This is a genomic window from Microbacterium amylolyticum (assembly GCF_011046975.1).
Lineage (GTDB): Bacteria > Actinomycetota > Actinomycetes > Actinomycetales > Microbacteriaceae > Microbacterium > Microbacterium amylolyticum.
In genome coordinates this window covers 17,836-36,190 of sequence record NZ_CP049254.1, presented here as the reverse complement: position 1 = coordinate 36,190, position 18,355 = coordinate 17,836, and the positions used below count along the sequence as shown (strand labels likewise).

The 18,355-nt window shown below is 61.7% G+C and carries 25 protein-coding genes; 11 read left to right on the top strand and 14 right to left on the bottom strand.

From position 1 onward, the window contains the following. Nucleotides 1–11: 11 nt before the first annotated feature. The 7 genes from G6N81_RS12500 to G6N81_RS12470 form a co-directional block, all read right to left on the bottom strand. On the bottom strand, nucleotides 12–965 hold the full coding sequence (locus G6N81_RS12500) for a hypothetical protein (protein ID WP_165137978.1): 954 nt from the start codon (nucleotides 963–965) through the stop codon (nucleotides 12–14). Between the two features lie 73 nt (nucleotides 966–1,038). After that, nucleotides 1,039–1,350, bottom strand: coding sequence for a hypothetical protein (locus G6N81_RS12495; RefSeq protein WP_165137977.1), 312 nt, complete (start codon nucleotides 1,348–1,350; stop codon nucleotides 1,039–1,041). Beyond that, nucleotides 1,347–1,487, bottom strand: coding sequence for a hypothetical protein (locus G6N81_RS12490; RefSeq protein WP_165137976.1), 141 nt, complete (start codon nucleotides 1,485–1,487; stop codon nucleotides 1,347–1,349). Before G6N81_RS12490 ends, G6N81_RS12495 begins: the two co-directional genes overlap by 4 nt. Before the next feature lie 8 nt (nucleotides 1,488–1,495). Then, nucleotides 1,496–2,149 carry a hypothetical protein gene (locus tag G6N81_RS12485; RefSeq protein WP_165137975.1) on the bottom strand — a complete coding sequence of 218 codons (654 nt, stop codon included), beginning with the start codon at nucleotides 2,147–2,149 and terminating at the stop codon, nucleotides 1,496–1,498. A 14-nt stretch (nucleotides 2,150–2,163) separates the two neighbouring features. Next, nucleotides 2,164–3,561: a M23 family metallopeptidase gene (locus G6N81_RS12480; protein ID WP_165137974.1), complete on the bottom strand. Its 1,398-nt coding sequence runs from the start codon at nucleotides 3,559–3,561 to the stop codon at nucleotides 2,164–2,166. Between the two features lie 32 nt (nucleotides 3,562–3,593). Beyond that, nucleotides 3,594–4,298, bottom strand: a complete 705-nt coding sequence (locus tag G6N81_RS12475; RefSeq protein ID WP_165137973.1) for an RNA polymerase sigma factor — start codon at nucleotides 4,296–4,298, stop codon at nucleotides 3,594–3,596. Between the two features lie 91 nt (nucleotides 4,299–4,389). Then, nucleotides 4,390–4,554, bottom strand: a complete 165-nt coding sequence (locus tag G6N81_RS12470; protein WP_165137972.1) for a hypothetical protein — start codon at nucleotides 4,552–4,554, stop codon at nucleotides 4,390–4,392. Nucleotides 4,555–4,642: 88 nt separating this feature from the next. Here G6N81_RS12470 and G6N81_RS12465 point away from each other — a divergent pair, with 88 nt between their 5' ends. The 6 genes from G6N81_RS12465 to G6N81_RS12440 all read left to right on the top strand — a co-directional run bounded on the left by G6N81_RS12465 (nucleotide 4,643) and on the right by G6N81_RS12440 (nucleotide 9,896). Continuing rightward, on the top strand, nucleotides 4,643–5,320 hold the full coding sequence (locus G6N81_RS12465; RefSeq protein ID WP_165137971.1) for a helix-turn-helix domain-containing protein: 678 nt from the start codon (nucleotides 4,643–4,645) through the stop codon (nucleotides 5,318–5,320). Between the two features lie 158 nt (nucleotides 5,321–5,478). Continuing rightward, nucleotides 5,479–5,838 carry a hypothetical protein gene (locus G6N81_RS12460; protein WP_206527956.1) on the top strand — a complete coding sequence of 120 codons (360 nt, stop codon included), beginning with the start codon at nucleotides 5,479–5,481 and terminating at the stop codon, nucleotides 5,836–5,838. Further along, nucleotides 5,835–6,758 carry a hypothetical protein gene (locus tag G6N81_RS12455; RefSeq protein WP_165137969.1) on the top strand — a complete coding sequence of 308 codons (924 nt, stop codon included), beginning with the start codon at nucleotides 5,835–5,837 and terminating at the stop codon, nucleotides 6,756–6,758. The genes G6N81_RS12460 and G6N81_RS12455 overlap by 4 nt, the downstream gene beginning before the upstream one ends. Beyond that, a complete protein-coding gene (locus tag G6N81_RS12450; RefSeq protein WP_165137968.1) occupies nucleotides 6,759–7,871 on the top strand; it encodes an alpha/beta hydrolase family protein in 1,113 nt (370 codons plus the stop codon). Nucleotides 7,872–8,156: 285 nt separating this feature from the next. Then, a complete protein-coding gene (locus tag G6N81_RS12445) occupies nucleotides 8,157–8,396 on the top strand; it encodes a hypothetical protein (RefSeq protein ID WP_165137967.1) in 240 nt (79 codons plus the stop codon). Between the two features lie 267 nt (nucleotides 8,397–8,663). After that, entirely contained in the window at nucleotides 8,664–9,896 is a 1,233-nt protein-coding gene (locus G6N81_RS12440) for a hypothetical protein (protein ID WP_165137966.1), read from the top strand. A 4-nt stretch (nucleotides 9,897–9,900) separates the two neighbouring features. Here the strand turns inward: G6N81_RS12440 and G6N81_RS12435 are convergent, their stop codons facing one another. Both G6N81_RS12435 and G6N81_RS12430 read right to left on the bottom strand, forming a co-directional pair. Continuing rightward, on the bottom strand, nucleotides 9,901–11,196 hold the full coding sequence (locus tag G6N81_RS12435; RefSeq protein ID WP_165137965.1) for a Y-family DNA polymerase: 1,296 nt from the start codon (nucleotides 11,194–11,196) through the stop codon (nucleotides 9,901–9,903). Continuing rightward, nucleotides 11,175–11,606, bottom strand: coding sequence for a LexA family protein (locus tag G6N81_RS12430; protein ID WP_241245153.1), 432 nt, complete (start codon nucleotides 11,604–11,606; stop codon nucleotides 11,175–11,177). Before G6N81_RS12430 ends, G6N81_RS12435 begins: the two co-directional genes overlap by 22 nt. Before the next feature lie 400 nt (nucleotides 11,607–12,006). Between G6N81_RS12430 and G6N81_RS12425 the strand changes: the two genes are divergently transcribed. The 5 genes from G6N81_RS12425 to G6N81_RS12405 all read left to right on the top strand — a co-directional run bounded on the left by G6N81_RS12425 (nucleotide 12,007) and on the right by G6N81_RS12405 (nucleotide 14,293). Then, complete coding sequence (locus G6N81_RS12425; protein WP_165137963.1) at nucleotides 12,007–12,828, top strand: ParA family protein; 822 nt, start codon at nucleotides 12,007–12,009, stop codon at nucleotides 12,826–12,828. A gap of 173 nt (nucleotides 12,829–13,001) precedes the next feature. Next, the gene (locus tag G6N81_RS12420) at nucleotides 13,002–13,169 is read left to right on the top strand and encodes a hypothetical protein (protein ID WP_165135168.1); all 168 of its coding nucleotides are present in this window, start codon (nucleotides 13,002–13,004) and stop codon (nucleotides 13,167–13,169) included. Nucleotides 13,170–13,317: 148 nt separating this feature from the next. Then, nucleotides 13,318–13,524 (top strand): antitoxin VbhA family protein, encoded by a 207-nt coding sequence (locus G6N81_RS12415; RefSeq protein ID WP_165135165.1) that lies wholly within the window; start codon nucleotides 13,318–13,320, stop codon nucleotides 13,522–13,524. Between the two features lie 6 nt (nucleotides 13,525–13,530). Continuing rightward, on the top strand, nucleotides 13,531–13,815 hold the full coding sequence (locus G6N81_RS12410) for a hypothetical protein (protein WP_165137962.1): 285 nt from the start codon (nucleotides 13,531–13,533) through the stop codon (nucleotides 13,813–13,815). Next, nucleotides 13,709–14,293, top strand: coding sequence for a Fic family protein (locus tag G6N81_RS12405; protein WP_338144014.1), 585 nt, complete (start codon nucleotides 13,709–13,711; stop codon nucleotides 14,291–14,293). The genes G6N81_RS12410 and G6N81_RS12405 overlap by 107 nt, the downstream gene beginning before the upstream one ends. Nucleotides 14,294–14,410: 117 nt before the next feature. Here G6N81_RS12405 and G6N81_RS12400 read toward each other — a convergent pair whose 3' ends face one another. From G6N81_RS12400 to G6N81_RS12380, 5 genes are all read right to left on the bottom strand, one after another. Beyond that, the gene (locus G6N81_RS12400; RefSeq protein ID WP_165137960.1) at nucleotides 14,411–16,042 is read right to left on the bottom strand and encodes a DNA methyltransferase; all 1,632 of its coding nucleotides are present in this window, start codon (nucleotides 16,040–16,042) and stop codon (nucleotides 14,411–14,413) included. Nucleotides 16,043–16,309: 267 nt separating this feature from the next. Continuing rightward, nucleotides 16,310–17,341 carry a zeta toxin family protein gene (locus G6N81_RS12395; protein ID WP_165137959.1) on the bottom strand — a complete coding sequence of 344 codons (1,032 nt, stop codon included), beginning with the start codon at nucleotides 17,339–17,341 and terminating at the stop codon, nucleotides 16,310–16,312. Continuing rightward, the gene (locus G6N81_RS12390) at nucleotides 17,341–17,610 is read right to left on the bottom strand and encodes a hypothetical protein (protein WP_165135156.1); all 270 of its coding nucleotides are present in this window, start codon (nucleotides 17,608–17,610) and stop codon (nucleotides 17,341–17,343) included. The genes G6N81_RS12395 and G6N81_RS12390 overlap by 1 nt, the downstream gene beginning before the upstream one ends. Then, complete coding sequence (locus G6N81_RS12385) at nucleotides 17,607–18,191, bottom strand: recombinase family protein (RefSeq protein WP_165135153.1); 585 nt, start codon at nucleotides 18,189–18,191, stop codon at nucleotides 17,607–17,609. Before G6N81_RS12385 ends, G6N81_RS12390 begins: the two co-directional genes overlap by 4 nt. After that, nucleotides 18,191–18,334 (bottom strand): hypothetical protein, encoded by a 144-nt coding sequence (locus tag G6N81_RS12380; RefSeq protein ID WP_165137958.1) that lies wholly within the window; start codon nucleotides 18,332–18,334, stop codon nucleotides 18,191–18,193. The genes G6N81_RS12385 and G6N81_RS12380 overlap by 1 nt, the downstream gene beginning before the upstream one ends. Nucleotides 18,335–18,355: the final 21 nt, after the last annotated feature.

Below are 18,355 nucleotides of genomic sequence, written 5' to 3'. Positions count from 1 at the left end.
AACGCCCTGCCTTACTTGCCTCGGCGGAACACGCGGCTCATCGCCGAGGTGATCGCCTTCGTCATCCGGTTATTTGACACAGAACTGACGCGGGCACCGCCCGCGCGCATGCTCGGCCGGTTCGCCATCGCCGACCCCACCTCACTGCCGGTGAAGTCGATGAGTTTGACCACCCAGAACGGAGCGAACGCGCAGAAGAAAATGATCAGGACACTAACCAGCAGCTCAGAAAACGTTCGACCCCCACCCGACGAGCTCAGCCCGATCACCAGCGCAATGATTCCGATCACCAGCGGTTTCATCAGAATCAGCCCTGCCACGAGCACGAACCACTTCTCTGCCCACGCGGAGAGTTTCCCTTGCCCGATCATCATGAGAGCGATCGGTGCCAGCGCAGCCAGGATCAGAAGTGCGATCGTGCGGAAGCTCATCGCCATGTCAAGGAACATTCCTGCGATCATCATCAGCAACGTGAGGACCAGCGCGGGCAGGAACCCAGCAATGGATTGCGCCGCGATCGTGTCCGTCACCATCGCGTGGACGGCACTATCCTTTTCGAATTCCCCTAGGTCGGGGTTGAGACCCAGAGTCTGGATGAGCGCAAGTCCCATCTCACCGCCTTGGATCGTTTCGAGCACGCGCTGAGATGTGCCATCGACGGCGCTGACGAGACGGGCCATCATGACCACAGCGAGGGCGGCGATGGGGACAGCCAAAACGCCGCCCAAAACCGCAGCGCCGATTCGGCGACGGTTCTGCATGATCACACCGATGCCGATCTGGTAAAGCATGACGATCGCAACAAAGAGGATCATCGCCCCGGCCCACATGCCCCACTGATCAAACGCGACACCCCAGTCGGCGTTTGAGATCGGCTTGTCGAACGCGTTCACAATGACGTCGGCTGAAAAGTCCCCGAGGCCGACAATCCCGCCGAGCATCAGTCTCGCGGTGCCCTCGTTCATGTGGCATCCGATCGCAGTTAAGCCGCAGCCGAAATCCGGATCCGCAAAGCCACCCTCGCTGAAGACGATCATGTCAGCCGAGGTTGATGCCAGCGCCGAAGTTGATCAGCGCAGCCACACTCGATGCCAGGGCAGCAACGAAAATTGAGAGGCCAACCGTCCACAACCCGCCGGTGAAGGCTCCCTGGTGTTGCCCAATCTTGCCGAACGCCAACAGGACTGCACCTGTCAGGAGAGCAATACCGCAGAGAATGAGCACCAAGGTAAAGATGCCGCCGTAGATTTCCGTCGCGGCGCTGATGCCGATGAAGTCCCAGTTGACAATGGGGCTGTCCAGCTGGGTCTTGACAATAGAGGGGAGGATCGTCCCCAGGTGAGCGATCATTCGTCGTTCTCCATTTCGTTGTTTTGATTGCGTATCCGGGCTGCGGCGAGGAACGCCTTTCCGGCGATAGCCCCGACAGCTACGAGCAGGAGGAGCCCCACCGCTGTAGCGATATCGAGGACGTCTGCGACATTCACGGCGCGACCTACATCACCGGGATGTCGAAATCGAGGGGGTCAGCGGGCCAGTCCACCTCGGCGGCGTCGTAGACGCCCGTTAGCGTCATGCGCAACGTCTGCACGGTTTCGGGGACGTAGTACGCGACAGTGAACGACACCGGTGAGTCATTGACGATCGTCCCGGGCCCGTCAGGAAACAGCCCCTCGGGCAACCAGGCCAAGCCCGCCGAACGGGCACGCTCGGGCCCTTCGTGCTCTTCGACCACGGCCAAACCCTCGTAACCGAGCAGATCGGCGGTGACGTTGAGGTCGGGAACAGTCCAGGTGTTGCCCTCTTGCAACCCCATCGACTTTCCCGTGATGACAACCCGGTAGAGAATCGCCTGCGTCCCCGCGGGGAACATCTCCGGCCCACCGTCTTCGAGAGCACACCCGCAGTTCTGCTTGGTCTCGTACCGCTCGACTTCATAGATCGCATACGTCGCGAACGAGAAGCTCGCGCGGGCAACCGGTTCGTTTGGCGAAGTCGTCGCCGCCGGCTCTTCGGCTTCCGGAGTTGCGATCGCAGTTGTTGTTGGGTCCGGCTGAGGATCTGCGCTGCCTGCGCTGCAACCGGTGACGGCGAGCAACGCAACCAGGAGGCTGGCCGCTCCGTATGTCATACGTGATCGGTTCATCATGCTCATCTCTTTCGTCATGGCCAGGGGTGGCCGTCAGTCGTCGCGGCGGTACAACGATCCGGGGGGCAGAGATCGAAGTCGAACAACGCCGCATAAGCGTTGGGGTGGACATACCCCGCAAGAGGTAAGGGCGAGATGTCTTCCGTGTGCTCCAACGCGTCCGTTATCCGGGGGTCACCGTCAACGCGTGGCGCGTAGATGCGCAGATCCAGGTGACACCCTGAGCCGACGCCATAGTTGCCAACGGCACCAATCTGCTGGCCCACCTCGACGACGTCGCCGAGCTCAACCCATTCAGCACCCGGGTACATATGCAGATATTGGATCTCCGCCCCTGTCTCCGGGTCCGTGATCCCGAGAGTGTTCGCAGCTCCGTTAATGGTCGTGACCGAGCCGGGCCGGATCGCGTAGATGGGGACGTTGCAGCCATTAGCGAAATCCCACGCCGGGTGCCAGGTCGATGCGCCAGGAATACCTGTATTGCGCGGGCCGTAGCCGCTGGTCCAGGTGTACTGCCCCGGCAAGGGCAACTCCATCCCCCCAAGACAGTCCTCTGTGTCGAGGAAACGGGAGATGAGCAGCTCAGCGTCGCCGTTTTCCCACCACGGCACGTAATCATCGACCGACTGATTCCCCTGCACTGCGTGAGCGATCTCCGGAGGCGTGGCCTTCGCCCATTCCACTGAACCGAGTATCGACCGGTCTCCGAGATCGGCCACACCCAGCATGAACCGGGCCGTTGACCATGCAGGATCCGTGATTTGGTCCCAGGTTCCCCACCCTTGAGACGGTTGCTGCTGAAACAGTCCGCCGCCGTCAGCGATCGTTCCATCCGGATTGATCGCATCATCGTCGTGATCAAGGTTGCGCAACGACGACTCTTGCATCGCCGTGATCATCGCTGTCACGAGCACCTGCATCGGCACGGCCGGAGCCTCCGTAACAGAAGGCCAGAGTTCTCCCTCTCCCGGAGGGAACGGCCTGCTGGGAACTGCATAAAACGCTCGCCAGTCGAGGGTCATCGCGACCTCGGTGATCGTCCGAGCATTCTCCAGCTGCTCGGCATCCCACGTGCCACCCGGCGTCGTACCGTTTACCTCATCAACATCGCGCAGCCGCGCACCCGCGCAGATCGGCATCATTTCGTCAAGCCATTGCGGGGAGCCATCTTCATCACCGTCCGGAGGGCTCAGATCGCTTCCCGCGGACCCACCCGCGGCCGCGGCGGTGATGATGGCAGCGCCGACCAGCATCGCAGGGGCTCCGACGATCGCCACAACGAGAGCAGCTAAGACGGCTAGGAAGCCGAACCAGCTCCCTCCCCCTGCTTTTTTCGCCGCTCCCGCCGCGGCCGCTCTGCCCGCGGCCGCGGCGATCGCTTTCGCCGCGGCAGCAATTGCCGGAACTGCCATATCGCCTCCTTTACGTACAACTTGGAGGCGAGCTACCTAACTGACAAACATTTCTCGCGCTGAGGGGAGAGTCCTCGTTGAGCATCGATCGTGTGCACAATCTTGGCGAGTCTCGTGAGCACGCTGCGTCGTCCTCGGAAGGAGGTCGCCGCGATACCGAGTGCCTTGGACCCTTCTACCTCCGACGCTGCGCGATAGGGCAGCATCGCGGCGAAGCCGCCTTCTACAGGGATAGACGCCTCAAGCGTGACAGGGAGACCATCGTCACGTAGAGCGATGGCTGCGCGGGTTGTGCGAACGATCGCAGCAACACGGCCTACCGCCATCCTGACCGCGCTCGGGGAAGCATCGAGCAGCTTCGCTACGTCTGCGCTGGTTCCCTCTGTCTCAACGAGCGCGACGACGACGGCCCATTCGAAATCGGTGGCTGCATCTGATGCGACGCGCACCCACTCCTCAGCGGCCGCGTTCTCGCCAAGAGCCTCAATAGGGTCAAACAACGGGGTTGTCTGTTCGAGCTGGTCGACGGAGAAGCGTGAGTCACTGTCGAGCTGTCGAGCTGCACGACGATACAAGTCCTGCTCAGATTTGCGGATGACGTTCCGGACAACCCCGAATACGAACCCACCGAGGTCTCCTCGATCGGGGTCGTACCGGTCAGCATGGACCAGAAGCACCTCACGGATGTCTTGCAGAACGTCATCCGCGTGCACCGGGCCAACTTTGGAGCGGATCAACGGTACCCACCTGTCAGCTGCCGTGAGCAACTCGCGCACAAGCTCCCCACGTGCGCAAACCGGGCTGGTCGCTTCGCAACTCTCGCTATTGTCAGCAATCACGGCGATACGTTGTCTCCGCCGCAGTACGGCGCACCCACATCTCGTTCTCGCGTAGCCGTCTAGCAAGCCAGCTACGCGGATGCTCGAGGTCCTCAAGGCGGTGCATGATCCGCGCGGCCACAAGGGTGGCTTCGAGTCGCAGACCGTTACACATACGATCAGACTATCGAGTTACGTTGCATATAGCAATGATATGCGATAACAGGCATCTCTTTGCATGTCAGCTCGATACGATCCGTAACGTGCCTGCCACTGACGCCCCACAGCGCGATGAGACGCCTAAGGTTCTCCCTGACCGCATCAATGCGCTCATGGCGGAAACACACGACCTACGTACTCTCGCGGCGCTCGCGCGGCGCATTGATACCGACCGCGCTTCGCTGAGCCAGAAAATCCACGGGCACCGGCGGTGGTACCTGGATGAAGTGATCCTTGTCGCTGACGCTCTGAAGACGAGCGTGGCGTATCTCATCGGTGAGACTGATTCCGCATCTGCCCCGGGGGCAGTCTTCACGACGCAAGAAGACCCGGATGTCTTCCAACTGTTCGTCACCCTCGATGGCGCGGAGCTTGCACGACGACTGCGGTTTCTGCAAGAGACGGCCATCGTCACTTCGGCGGAACCTGTACCGGACACGCACCCCCTCCACAGCGAGCCGCACCAGCTGGAAGCTCTTCTCCAGCTCACCGCGCCGGTGCGTGTTTCACGCAAGTTGCTTCAGGAGCTGGCAAATTTCTTCCACGTTCCGCCGGATTTCCTTCTCGAACTCGATCGTCCGGATGACGCCGAGCGTGTTGAGGCTGAGATCGAGTTCGAGAGCGTCATACGTGAGACAGGTGTTCAACGTGTTGCCGCCCGCTCCCTCGGTTCTCTGTCAGCAGCAGAGATACGAGCGATCACCGCGGCGCTCCGCAAGTAGAGGTACACATGACCGGCGTATCCCCTCCATGGGTTCAGGACCCTGCCATTGCGACGCGAGCCCACGATCTCTTTGAGAGGTACGAGCTTGGAGCAGCACGATCACCCGAGGCAATGCTCGATCGAGTGATCGCAGCTGGGGGGAAACCAATAGAGGTGGTGAAGATCGATGACCCAGCGATCATCCACACCACTGCTCTTTGGGTCGAGTACGACGACCGGTCGAAGGTGATTCTCCGAGCCTCCGATCGCCCCTACTACCAAGTTCGCGGGCTGCATCATGAGTTCGCCCACATCCTCTTTCAGCACCCTGCTTGCACAGGTCTTTCTGCAGATCCTGCACTAGCGAAGTACACCATCGGAGGACGAGTGCGCGGCCGCGTCCTCCTCTCCGCTGACGAGGTGTCGTCCGCTCACGGCGACTGGCGGCACGAAGCGGAAGCCGAGTATCTCGGATCGTTGATCACCCGAACTCTGTTGCGTCCCATCTATCACGACGACGAACGTCTGTTCGCATGACGGAGCTGCACCTTGCCGTCTTCCTGACGCTTTCCGTGGCGTTCGTTATCCGCATCCCTTCCGCGTTTCGCTCTCACCATGGCCGACTGTCCTGGCTGGCATGCGGAGTCGGTGCACTTGCGATTCTCACTCTCGGCCCCGTGATCCCAGTCGCAACTCTTGATTCGGCCCTCGGCGGGACCAACATCATCTACCTCGTGCAATGCTGGCTCGCACTCGTCGCCTTCTGGCTTCTCTTCGAGGCTGCTAGAAACATCGGCGGGGGTGACGAGCGGCCACGTCGCCCCTGGGCAATCCTGGCCTACTGCGGCATCATCGCGATCCCTTTCTTTCTCATCGAGGACCGCGCACCCACAGCACTATTTTTCATCCACGATCACGTGGACCAGCTAGCCGCCGTGATCTGCGCATCGATCTACATGACTGGCGTCGCGTTGCTAAGTCTCCGGCTGCTCATCTTCGTGCGAGCGAAGAAAAGCTTTGGGTATTGGCTGTTCAGGGCAGGCGGCACGCTCATCATCGTTGGTATCTGCGTTGAGATCGTGGCACTCATTTGGGCCCACCTCGGAGCATCGTCTCGCGTTCGCGAAGCGCTCTACGCTGTGTTCGACCCAACGTTCTACTCAGGTGCCGTGCTCATCGTCACCGGCATCATCTGGTTCTGGGGTGCTCGGCTAATCCGTGCGCACCGCACACGGACGCGTATTCAGCGTCTTGAACGCATACTCACGGAGCGCGCGATCGCACTGCCGGCAACCGAGGATGACCATGCGTACACGGTGTACGCCTTGTTGATCCGAATCACAGACGCCACGGTGCTCCAGAAGGTCCATCTCACCGAAGAGGAGCGGACCACGGTCAAAGAATCTGAGGAGTGGATCGAGACGATCTTGCCGCAGCTTGTTGGGGCGTCGTCCTAGATGCCAGCCCTCGCGATTCCCGCAGCAGTCGCTGGAGCCGCCGCTGTTGTCACCGGCCTCGGCTACGCCTTCGCTCGCCGTGTTGTCGGAACACGCTCCCGACTGCGAGCCAAGGTCATCGAGATCTCCGAGCACGACGTCGTGCTCGCGGCCACTCCCAAGACGCTCCATCCCGGGAGGTTCGGTCTCTGGACTCCAACGGACCACCTTCTTGTGGGAGACGTGACATGCCACGACGAACGACGCAAGCGTGTCACCCGATCGATCCTCGCAAGAAACCCCGTGCCAGAGGATTCCTCCCGAAACATCTGGGAAGGCGACGTCTTTCACTCGCCTGAAGCTATTGGCCCCGCAAGCGACGTCAGCTTTCCTGGTCCCGACGGCACTCACTTGCCGGCATGGCGCATCGGGCCGTCGGCGGAGCGATGGGCCATTCACATCCACGGGATCCGCGCCAACCGAATCAACGCTCTTCGCACAGTGCCTGCCCTTGTTGAAGCCGGATACACCTCCCTCGTCGTCTCGTACCGCGGAGACAACGAGGGGCCGCGGATGAACCGCGATGCGGCTACCCTCGGCCTTACTGAGTGGAAGGACATCGAGGCAGCGATCGCGTATGCGCGGTCAAACGGTGCTACGAAGATCGTCCTCATCGGCTGGTCGATGGGAGCAAGCCTGGCTCTTCTCGCCGCAGAACATGCCGCCGACAGAGCCCTCGTCTCAGCTGCAGTTCTCATCTCGCCCGCGCTTGAGTGGCGACAGACAATCACAAGATCTGCCACGCGCATGGGCCTCCCTCTGCCCAGCGCATGCTCCGCCCTCGCACAGTTCTTCCTCAGCCGTCGGCCATTCAGCGATCTTGTCGGACTCAGCCGACCAATCGACTTCCGTGTTCTTGACTGGACCCGCCCAGAGCGCATTCGGATCCCCACCCTCATCATCCACTCCCCCGGAGACCGCACGGTCCCTCTCGAGGTATCGCACCAAGTGGCAGAGGCCAACCCGCAGACGGTCACGCTGCACCTCGCGCCTACGGCGGACCACGCGTGGGAATATAACGTCGCGCCCGAGAAATTCACCAAAACAATCTCTCAGTGGCTGGCTCGGCGGTAGTGCGCCGGCCCTGACAAGCAATTCAGTGTGCATACGCGCCGGTGCCGGCGGCCCGTAGCTCGTCGACCAGGTGTCGGCCTGTGCGGACTCCACAACGAATCAGCCGAGCTCGCTTACCGAAACCTACAACACAGCCCTGCTCATCACTCATGCTCAGTGCGCGCCGCATGTAGGACCGGCACAAGTGCCGCTTGACTGACGGAGGAGACCCTCGACGGCAACACGTGATGTATGTAGCGGCGTGTCGCTCTAGTCGCGCGCTGTACACATCAGTACCGTAGGGGCATGACTTCTACCAGGCTCCCACGTGGTACGCGCGTAGATCCTGTGCGCGTTGGTTGGATGATCGAGGGCGATCGGAAGCGGTTGCTCGATCGCGTCGCCGCCAACGTTGGAGTCTCTGCTTCGGTCTTCCTTGAACGGATGGTCGATCATCTGGAAGACGAGCTAAACCAATACGGTCGCCCCACCTGGTGGCCCGACGATGATCGCCGTGACGGAGAGTTGCCTATCGACAAGCCTTAAACGAAAAGGCCCCACCACAAGGGTGGGGCCTAATTCAAGTTATTGGTTCGGTCTGCTAGCAGCCAGCAAGCAGTTGCAGACCTGGATCTCTCAGAAGAACCGCCCTTGCCGGGGCGGGGCTTCGTTGTGCCAACTCGCCAGGACGAGAGGAACAACTACATGGTAGCGCTAGGTATAGAAAAAATCACGTGTACCTGTGCATCTACAGGCGTGTCGGATTTGTCCCCCAAATGGCGGACAAGACACACGAGGCTGCGGCAGCGCGCTGTGACGGTGGTCGGGATCGCGTCGAGCACGCTCGACTACGCACGCATCCCCGAAAGTGGCCGCACCTGGTCCCAGAGCGCGCTACGTCGACGCCAGGCCGTCACACACGTCACGGACCGCCACAAAGGTCTTGATGTCAACGATGCCGGGACACTTGACGAGCTGCGCCGTCACCTCCCGCGCTGGCCAGGCCGTGACCAGATGCTCTTAGTGATTGACCGAATCATCGACCACCCTGTCATCACCTCCGCACGCGGCCGCAAGATCGGCCGCGACGGACTCCGCGCCATCTGGATCAACGACGTCATCGACGCCGCACAATCGGGTGGGCTCCTCCGCACCACGAACCGTGTTGCTGCGATCCGCGCCGGCTACAAAGGCGGTGACGCCGCCGTGCAGCTCGCCCGCTCGATCGGCAAGAAGGCCGGTCTCTACGTCGAGTTGTACCGAGGCCGCCGGCTTACCCTCAACGAGCGCCTGACGCTCTGGAACGACCACGACCGGCACAAGCAGCAGGGCTTCCCCAGCGTCTTCGCGATGGGCGTGTTCACACCCCAGCACGCTGCGCAGTTCACCGCTCCGAAGGCTGGCCAATTCGCTGAGCTGCGCAGCGTTGATTTTCCCCAGCAGAACGATGCCACCCCCCCTCTACGTAGTAGTTCCTTTTTTGATCTCACTCACGTTCTACAGATGGTTACTTCTTCGGCCGCTGACGCGGCAGGGAAGCCAATGACAACGAAAAAGTGCAGGCTCCGTAAGAAACCGCGCGCTGGCCTTGGGCTCGCCGTCGAGCTATTGGCAGATCCAATGTTCGCTACCGTTTTCGCCGGCGTCCGGCCCGGCAGACTTGCTGGACAGCTCAAGCCATATGAACAAGGCGGCTGGCGTGCAGGGGCGCTGACCGCCGCGCTGCGCCGCGAAGCCAGCACGCTGCGCGTAAGCCCGTGGGAACCTGCGCGCAGCCCGTTTGCGCTCCTGAAAATCATGCTGCGCGGCGTCGGCACCCTCCCCGACATCGACGCGGCGATGTACGGGGAACTTCCCCAAGCACAGCCGGCCACTCCCCCGGCCGAGCCGTGCGGCGTCGGCGACTGCGACGGCCACGGCTGGATCAACAGCGTCACTGACGCCGGCTACAGCTTCGCTCGTCCGTGCCCGACTTGCCCACCGCAGATCCGCGCAGGCCACCACGTGCCGGCTGCCGTTAGTTACGAAGGTGACGTGCCGTTCTAGACCCTTACGAGACGGCGACGGGCAGCTCGTCCCAATGCGTCATTGCCCGCTTCGACAACATTGCCCGCTTCATCTCCCACCCGGGCGGCTTCTTGATCCCACCCAGCCCCACGCCCACAGCGTCGCGGCCGAGCTTGCGCGTGATGTCATCTAGCGCTCGGCCGATGCCGCGCCCCTCGAATTCTTCTCGGAACAGTGAAAGCGGCATCGTCCCGTCGACGTCGCGGAGATCCGTCAGTACGACACCCGCCCGGGCGTACCGGATCCCGTCAACAGGGAAGCACTTCGGGAGGAGACGGCCAGCAGCTTTCGTCAGCGCGATCGGGTCATCGCTCGGAGTCGCCAACGGTACGTTCACGTGCCCGGTGTGAGCCACGGAGCGTTCGTCAGCCCAGCCCGTCGACACCCACGCACTCAAATGCCCCGCCAACGATTTCTGAGCCCGCAAGCGGGCGCTCACGCGTTGTGCGTAAATGCTGATGACCTGATCGAGAACATCAGCATCGGTGATCTTGACCGAGAACGAGCGCGAGTAGATGAGTTGATCCTTCGCGGTCACCGGTTGTGTTTCAAGATCGATGCAACGCGTCCCGCGCAGCTCGAGAACGGTTCGCTGCATCACGACGGAGAACCGCTTGCGGATCCACATCGGATTCGAGTCACGCAACTCGCGAGCGGTATGGATGCCCATGGCCGCGAGCTTCTTCCCCGTTCTACCGGCCACGCCCCACAGATCCGTCACGGGTATCGAATCGAGGATCCGATCGAGCTGATCCGACTCATACCGGCGCAGATCCAGCACCCCGTTCATCGCGGGTACCTTCTTAATGCCGAGCGCCGCGACCTTCGCCAGCGTCTTCGTCGGCGCGATCGACACCCGAACGGGGATCCCCGTTAGACGCAGCACCGTCGCCCGGATCTCCTGGCCGATCGCCTCGACCTCGGCAGGTGTCCCCCGTAGCCGAATAAAACTCTCATCGATCGAGTAAACCTCTTGCCATGCCGAGAACCGGCCCAGGATCTCCGCCACACGCCCCGACAGCGACCCATACAGCTCATAGTTCGACGAGCGTGCGGCCACGCCCGCAGCACGGCACCACGCCTCGATCTGAAACCAAGGCTTGCCCATGATGTCCGGATCCATAGCCTTCGCCAGCGGGTCCGCGGCCACCACGCAACCGTCGTTGTTGCTGAGCACCACTGTGGGGCGCGTCGCGATCGACGGATCAAAGACACGCTCGGCATTGGCGTAGAAGGAAACGCAATCGACGAGGGCGATCACGTCTGGTGAAGAACCCACGTCACGACTCCCCAGATGCTCGTTTCGCTCAGCTCGCCCGGAATGATGTCGCGATAGCCCGGTGCCTCAGCACGCAGCACTAGGCGCTTTCCCACCAGATCGAGCCGCTTCACTGTGTATTCCCCGTCGACCACCGCGACCACAATGTGACCCGGCACCGGGTCAACACCCCGGTCGACCAGTAGGAGATCCCCGTCATGGAGCCCCGCCTCCGTCATCGAGTGCCCCGCGGCCTTCCATACGAACGTCGACACCCGATCGCGGATCAGACGCTCGTTCAAATCCAGCTCGTCTGAGGCGTAGTCCTGAGACGGACTGGGAAACCCCGCCGGCACTGACTCAGGCGCAACCAGCAGCGTCACTGGCTCCCCCCAGGCCACCGGCAGCAGCCGCGCATTCAGCGTTCCCACGCCCACCTCCCCCACTAGAACGAATCTACGTCGAGGAGTATGACACTTAAGACTGATATTCGAACATGCGCACCTCTCAAGCGACATGCTCGCGCCGGGCTCATTTCTCCTTCACTTTCAGTGCCGCCAGCGTTTCGCCCAAGCCGACCGTGACGACCTCAGCGGCGATCGCACGGACCACCGACGCCGCGTTGCCACTCTCAGTGAACTGGTAACACGTAGCGAGCGAGTTAGCTACCTATCGTTCTCGCTAGAACGCTGTCTATCTAGAAAGATAGTCAGAACGAAAGATGTCTAGTACTCTAGTTGGAAAGATCGCAAGCCGCGCCGGTGTTCTAGGTATCTATCTACACCGCTAGATATCTATCTAGAACGCCAGAAAGAGAGATAGGATTTAGACATGCAGACGATCATGGTTTACAGCGAGGCCGGGGGAGTCAGCAAGACCACGACCGCCGTGAGCATCGCAATGGTGGCAGCACAAGGCATCGAGGCCGATGCAAAGAACCACCTCCCTGCAGTCGCCCCGCGCCGCGTCGTTCTCGTCGACCTTGACCCGCGCGCTGCGTCCACGAAGTGGCTACGCGCACAGCCCGTGGAAGAAGGCCTGCACATCGGCGCGATCCTCGGCAACGACGACTCTGCCGGCTGGGCGAAAGAACTTGCCGTCCCCGCCAACGCCGAGGCGGGATGGAGCGAAAACCTCCGGATCATCCCCTCAACAGCAGACCTGTCTAACGTCGAGGGGGAGCGCAACGACTTCGCGGAACTACGACTGAGCGCAGCTCTCGAAGGCCTCGACGCCGATCTCGTTGTCATCGACTGTGCAAACAGGCCAGGCGGAATCCTGACACTGAACGCCCTCTACGCCTCACAAGCCGTAATTTATGCCGCCACAGCGACCGACAGCGGGGTTGACGGGGTTGACGGTGCACAGCGAACAGTTCACCGTTTCACAGCTGCGCAGCAACGCCTTGGCACCGGACATGCGATTCACGAGGCAGGCTCAGCGATCAGCCGGGATGGAACGGGGTTCATGAGCTTTTCCGAGACCGATGCCGTAGAACTCATCACCAAGAACGCCCCGCGACTGGGGCAGCTCATCCCACACCTGTCGATCGTGCCCGAATCTCGTCTACGTGGGGAATGGTACGGCCGGTACAGGAAAGGTGGGCCGATTCGCCAGGCCTACGAAACGATCATGCGAGAGGTAATCCGATGACCAATCTGCCCGAACGCCCACCCCGCACGACGCGGCCACGCCCTGCCCCTTCGGCAGGTATCGACCCCGTCGACCACACCCTGAGTCCGGTCAAACCTCGTGAGGACACGGCCCCGAGCGCACCATCATTGAGGGAGGCCGACAAGACACCTCATAAGGATGCCGCTGGTGGGATGGCGAAGGGCGCACCTCCTCGTCGACGCGACGTAACAGTGCAGTTCGGTACACGTCTGAGCGAAGAAATCGCCAACCTCATCGACGAAATTCACTTCCGGGAGGGCCTCACCAAACGGCAGATCGTCGAAGACGCAGTTCGTCAAACATGGGGGAGCGGACGATAGAAAACACCACTCCGATCGGCATCTTCGCCAGTGGCTCCCACCTTTGAGTGGGAGCCACTGGCGTTACACCGAGACTCCGGTGCTGAGCCTGTCCTGACGCGGAGGAACGTGGTTCACGTGGTTGACTGCTTCACAGGAGGTGGTCGTTATGGCCGGATGTGATGTGGTGGCGCTATGGCCGGATCTCTTCGTCGATCTCGACGAAGACCGCCAGGACTTGTTTCGGCAGACCTTCGCCTCCCAGTACCTTTCCGGCTGGGAACCCAACCGCGCTGACGTTGTAGATCTCCTCGAGCTCAAAAGCGGTGCGATCACCCGCGACGAGTACACGCAGCGCATTCGCTCGCGCGCTTAGCGACCGATGGCGACCGGCTGGGAAGCATGGGAGTCGTATTTCTACCCCGAGACGATTGATCCCGAGACTCATCAGGGGACGCTCCGAAACAAGTTCGGCGAACGCGACCCTGACCGATTAGAGGCGAGAGTCCGAGCGGCAACGGCCGATCGCCTCATGGATCTCGCTGACGGCACTGCGAACAATGAGCGTACGTACGGCCTCGATCATTTGCGGGCAATCCACCGCTACCTCTTCCAAGACGTCTACGACTGGGCCAGTAGAGCTGCGCACGGCTCGAATGCAGGCTGATCGAGAGACCGAATTCGCGAAACCGCGCAACGGTGAGATCGAACAGCGTGTCGCGGAGGTCCAAGAATTCACACGGGACACCCCTTGGAAGGATCTCGACCGGAGGCGCTTCATCATGAGCGCGGCAACCGTTTTCGCCTACCTCAACCAGGCGCACCCCTTCCGCGACGGGAACGGCCGGACAATACGGTCATTCGTGACCCAGATCGCTGAGCAAACACCGTTCAAGGTCGATTTCTCCCGCGTGAGCGCGGAGGAGCTGTACGCCGCATCCGCGAAAAGTACGCCTCGCGGAGAACGAACCTGGATTGACCCACGCCCCCTCGTCGGCGTGATCGACGCAGCAACGGTGACCCGCCCGGATCATGCCGCCGGTGACCGTGACACCTCTGGAATCCGGCGTCGGCCCGCTGATCCGAACACCGGACCCGTCACACCTGGCTCATCGCGGACGGGTCTTGCTGGCCCGAACCTGTAGCGCCATTTACCGGTAACTATCGAAGCACCGGGCCCGCAGACGGGCCATCAGGAGTCTGTCCCGTGACGGGGCCCGTATCGGGGCTTGCAGCACGACGTCCGTGTTGTGAGGACTGAGCTAGAAAAGCGGCATTGCCCCTGAGTCCTGGATCGCTGCCTTCGCCTGCACGTAAGGGGGAAGCACCGGCGGCATCTCAGGACGCTTGCCTGCGAGAAGATCGCCGGTCGTGATGATCTGCAAGCGAGGGTACTTCTGTCCGTTCGACGGGTGCGTGAACAAGCCTGAGTGATTCACCACGTCGAGCATCCCGCGCGTCGGCTCGTGCTGCAAGATGAGAACGCCCATCTCTGCCTTCTGCGCGGTGATGGTTCCTTCTAGGTCTCGCACCATCGACGGATTGAGTTGCCTGCCACCCTTGACCGAAACCAGGATGCGCCCGAGGTTCTTCACGGTGCCGTCGAGCATGAAACGTGCGACGCCGTCGATCCCGCGATCCCCAACCTGCTTCTCATTTGGCTGCGCGTTGATATGTGAGACCGCCCACCGTTCGAAGTCGAAGGGGTTGCGATCGAATAGCGCTTGCGCGCCACCTACGTCACGCGGGATACCGGCGATGTCGATGGAATCGAGCACGTTCTTCCCGAAGGTGTGCGTGAGCCGCTTCACGATCAGGTCGATCGCGATGTAGGTGATATCAATACCGATCCACGAACGGTCGAGCTTCTGCGCGGCATCGACGGTCGTGCCGCATCCGCAGAACGGATCAAGCACGGTGTCGCCGGGGTTGGTCGACAGCTTGAGGATGCGCTCAAGCAACGCGAGGGGCTTCTGCGTCGGGTAGCCCAGTCGCTCCGCGGCTTGCGAGTTCAACGGGAAGATATCAGTCCATACGTCCGCGAGCGGTCGACCGCTGCGCTCATCGAGGAAGCTCTTGCGTTGCGGAACTCCACCGGGCTTCGTTTGAACAACGATCCCGTCAGCGATTGCCTGCTCCATGCGTTCGCGGCTCCATCGCCAGCGACGGGTGACCCCCATGACCTCATAAGTGAGGTTCGGGCGAGGGTCATTGGGACCAGTGAGATTGTCGAGCCGGTAGCGACGACCGTCATCATCGACGTGCGAATACTTGCTCAGCGTCTTCTCGTCGAGGTCGTCTTCGTCATATGGGATGAAGGCTTCATCCGCGTTCCATGTCATCTTGTCGGTCTTGCCGTAGACCAGAATCACGTCGTGGTTCGCCGCGAGCTTTCGAGTCTGGTAGCCCTTCGCGGTCGTGCGCTGCCAAATCAGTTCGTTGCGGAAAGTGCGCGGATCGAAGATCGAGTCGAGCAAAATCTTGAGGTAGTGAGACATCGTCGGGTCACAGTGAAGCCAGAGTGACCCCGTGTCGCTCAGCACACGATGAAGCTCGACGAGCCGGGGTGCCATGTTCACGAGGTACGCAAGCGCGTCGTTCTCTCCGACGAGCGTGCGGAATGCAGTGAGCGCTTCGGCAACGCGAACGGGGAGACCCCCGCCGACGTATTCGTCGAACTGTTCCTCCGTCGCTTGGGTCCACACCCAGGTGTCCTCGAACGCTTGAATCTGCGCGCCAGCGCCGTTGTCAGATTCACCGTGGCGCGAGAAGATCACGTTGTAGTTGCGAGCCGAGTTGAACGGCGGGTCAAGGTAGACCAGATCGACCGACGAGCCGGGGAGCTTGCGCAACACGTCGAGGTTGTCGCCGTAGTACAGCCGGTTCTTGTCCATGCTCCAAACCTAGTGGGAGCGTCCGTCCCCAGCCGTTGTCGTAGCGGGGTGAGATGATCCGAATATGAATGTCACCGGCGGCAACGCGGACACCGCCGCAGTATCAACATGGGCGCGGGGATAGGCTCCGGTATTCTTCACCTTGAAGGTGCTCCTCGAACTGGACGAACAAGTGCTCTAGACAAGTCTTATTCTTCCAGATCAGGGGCACTTTTCACGTCCAGGACACGAGCTCAGAGCGCTTCAACGATGAAAGCCCGAGGCTAACTATCGAAGCACCGGGCCCGCAGACGGGCCATCAGGAGTCTGTCCCGTGACGGGGCCCGTATCGGGGCTTGCAGCACGACGTCCGTGTTGTGAGGACGGCGTCAACCGTGCGGCCCCGGCCAGAACATGCTCGAGCGCGGCAGCCTGTTCCTCGGTGCCTTGTTCGTGCGTCGCTCGAATCAAGGCGCGAGCAGGACCGTTCGCAAGAGCAATCATCGTGCGCAGCATCCCTGGATCTTCAGGCTGCTGACCGGACGCCATAATGGTCGACGCGCGAACATACTCGTGCACCCAGGCGCGCCCGTCCTCCCGCGTCAACGTAGCAACGTCTCGCCCGTCCTCCACGGCCGAACGTGCTTCTGCTCCCAACCGTTCGGCAGCCTCCGGTGTCACACGCCGGTCCAACAACACCTGACCGGAACGCTTCTGCACAACGGCACGATCGACATTTCCGCTGGCGATCACGGCCTCTAGAGTGCCCGGCATGGCCTCATACGCAGCGTCGTGAAACGTCGAGGGAGCCCAGCGCCCCCGCTCCTTCTCGTCCGTCAAACATCGCGTTACCGTCGCGAGTCGCGACACCTCAGCCGGCACGGCAAGTCCGCGCACCTCCACGTCGTACCCTGCCGCACGAAACTCGCGCACGGTCGCGACGACCACTGACGGCTGCCGCATCGTCGTCTCGAGCAACACACTCTGACGCCGCTCGCGCAAATGCGCAGCTGACATCCCGACCCACGCCCCGGAAGCCTGCTGAGTGACTGCCGGCATCGCCAGCGGATTCGAGCGCATCAGCGCCCGAAAATCCGGATGATATGGACGCAGATCATCCCCAATCACGGGCACCACATCCGGATGCTCGCGCCGCACCGCTTCGATCGATCGAGATTTGCCGGCACCAGGTTGCGCCCCAATGATCACGAAGAGCGGACGCTCACGCGTCGGCGACGATGCGGCATCCAGACTCGGCCGCACCTGGGCTTCAAACAGCGCCCGAAGCTCAGCCTGGTCCAGGTTGCTACGCCACGCCACTAGATCGACCGCAGCTCACTGGTGCGGCCGCGGAACTCCGCGGTCAATGACTCGACCGCCGCCCGGTCATAGCTATCAACCGCATCCACCTCGCGAGACACCGCTCGCTCAGCTTTAAGAAAGCGCGACCGCTCCGGCTCCGCCGACTCGTTCGCCAAGCCGATGTACTCACCGCGCAGGACGTTCGCTGCCTCCCGAAGGAGGTCATAGATCATCGGGTCGTAGTCGTACAAACGCTGACCCTTGCTGGAAGGAAGACTCTCTGTCATTGTGTCCTCTCAATTCTTTTCTGGTGGCGATCTGCCGCGCGATAGACGCTCGCACGTGACGTGCCGAACATCTGGGCGATCTCCATGGCGCTGAACTCGCCGTCGGCGAGGTGGCGGGCGATCGCCGCGTCCTGCTTCGGCGTGAGGCTCGGGCGACGGCCCTTGAGTTTCGCGCGGACTGACGGACGCGCCATCGCCTCCTGAGTGCGGAGGCTGATCCACCCGCCTTCCGCTTCGGCGATCGCGGCGAGGAACGTCAGGAAGAGCTTCGAGAACGGATCCGCAGGGTCGTAGACCGTCTTCCCGAACTGGAATGCGACACCGCGATCTGCAAGTTCGCGCACGATGCGCAGCGTCTCCTCAACGTTGCGCGCGAGTCGATCGAGCTTCGGGACCGTGAGCTTGTCGCCCTCGCCAAGGACCCCGAGTACCGTCCGCAGACCATCGCGATCAGCCGTCTTCCCCGAGAATCCGTGATCGAAGAAGATTCGCCCCTCGGGGATCCCCTCACCGAGGAGGAATGTGCGCTGCACCTCGAGATCTTGCCCGACGGTCGAGACCCGGGAGTAGCCGAAATCCATCAGTGATCTCGACGAGGCCGCAGCGTCTGGGAGATCTCGGTCTCATCCTCAGCCCGGCGAACTGTCGGCACCCACGTCTCCTGCTGGTTGTCGTCATCGCTGACCATTCCGGTCTCCTCTTCGATCACGTGGGTGCGTCTCATATAGGCGGGCATTAATGAGTT

Bases quoted from the DNA above. Each gene is read 5' to 3' on its own strand.
- G6N81_RS12500 (WP_165137978.1), bottom strand. From the start codon at position 965: ATGAACGAGGGCACCGCGAGACTGATGCTCGGCGGGATTGTCGGCCTC.
- G6N81_RS12495 (WP_165137977.1), bottom strand. From the start codon at position 1,350: ATGATCGCTCACCTGGGGACGATCCTCCCCTCTATTGTCAAGACCCAG.
- G6N81_RS12485 (WP_165137975.1), bottom strand. From the start codon at position 2,149: ATGATGAACCGATCACGTATGACATACGGAGCGGCCAGCCTCCTGGTT.
- G6N81_RS12480 (WP_165137974.1), bottom strand. From the start codon at position 3,561: ATGGCAGTTCCGGCAATTGCTGCCGCGGCGAAAGCGATCGCCGCGGCC.
- G6N81_RS12470 (WP_165137972.1), bottom strand. From the start codon at position 4,554: ATGTGTAACGGTCTGCGACTCGAAGCCACCCTTGTGGCCGCGCGGATC.
- G6N81_RS12455 (WP_165137969.1), top strand. From the start codon at position 5,835: ATGACGGAGCTGCACCTTGCCGTCTTCCTGACGCTTTCCGTGGCGTTC.
- G6N81_RS12450 (WP_165137968.1), top strand. From the start codon at position 6,759: ATGCCAGCCCTCGCGATTCCCGCAGCAGTCGCTGGAGCCGCCGCTGTT.
- G6N81_RS12445 (WP_165137967.1), top strand. From the start codon at position 8,157: ATGACTTCTACCAGGCTCCCACGTGGTACGCGCGTAGATCCTGTGCGC.
- G6N81_RS12425 (WP_165137963.1), top strand. From the start codon at position 12,007: ATGCAGACGATCATGGTTTACAGCGAGGCCGGGGGAGTCAGCAAGACC.
- G6N81_RS12420 (WP_165135168.1), top strand. From the start codon at position 13,002: ATGGCGAAGGGCGCACCTCCTCGTCGACGCGACGTAACAGTGCAGTTC.
- G6N81_RS12415 (WP_165135165.1), top strand. From the start codon at position 13,318: ATGGCCGGATGTGATGTGGTGGCGCTATGGCCGGATCTCTTCGTCGAT.
- G6N81_RS12410 (WP_165137962.1), top strand. From the start codon at position 13,531: ATGGCGACCGGCTGGGAAGCATGGGAGTCGTATTTCTACCCCGAGACG.
- G6N81_RS12405 (WP_338144014.1), top strand. From the start codon at position 13,709: ATGAGCGTACGTACGGCCTCGATCATTTGCGGGCAATCCACCGCTACC.
- G6N81_RS12400 (WP_165137960.1), bottom strand. From the start codon at position 16,042: ATGGACAAGAACCGGCTGTACTACGGCGACAACCTCGACGTGTTGCGC.
- G6N81_RS12390 (WP_165135156.1), bottom strand. From the start codon at position 17,610: ATGACAGAGAGTCTTCCTTCCAGCAAGGGTCAGCGTTTGTACGACTAC.
- G6N81_RS12385 (WP_165135153.1), bottom strand. From the start codon at position 18,191: ATGGATTTCGGCTACTCCCGGGTCTCGACCGTCGGGCAAGATCTCGAG.
- G6N81_RS12380 (WP_165137958.1), bottom strand. From the start codon at position 18,334: ATGAGACGCACCCACGTGATCGAAGAGGAGACCGGAATGGTCAGCGAT.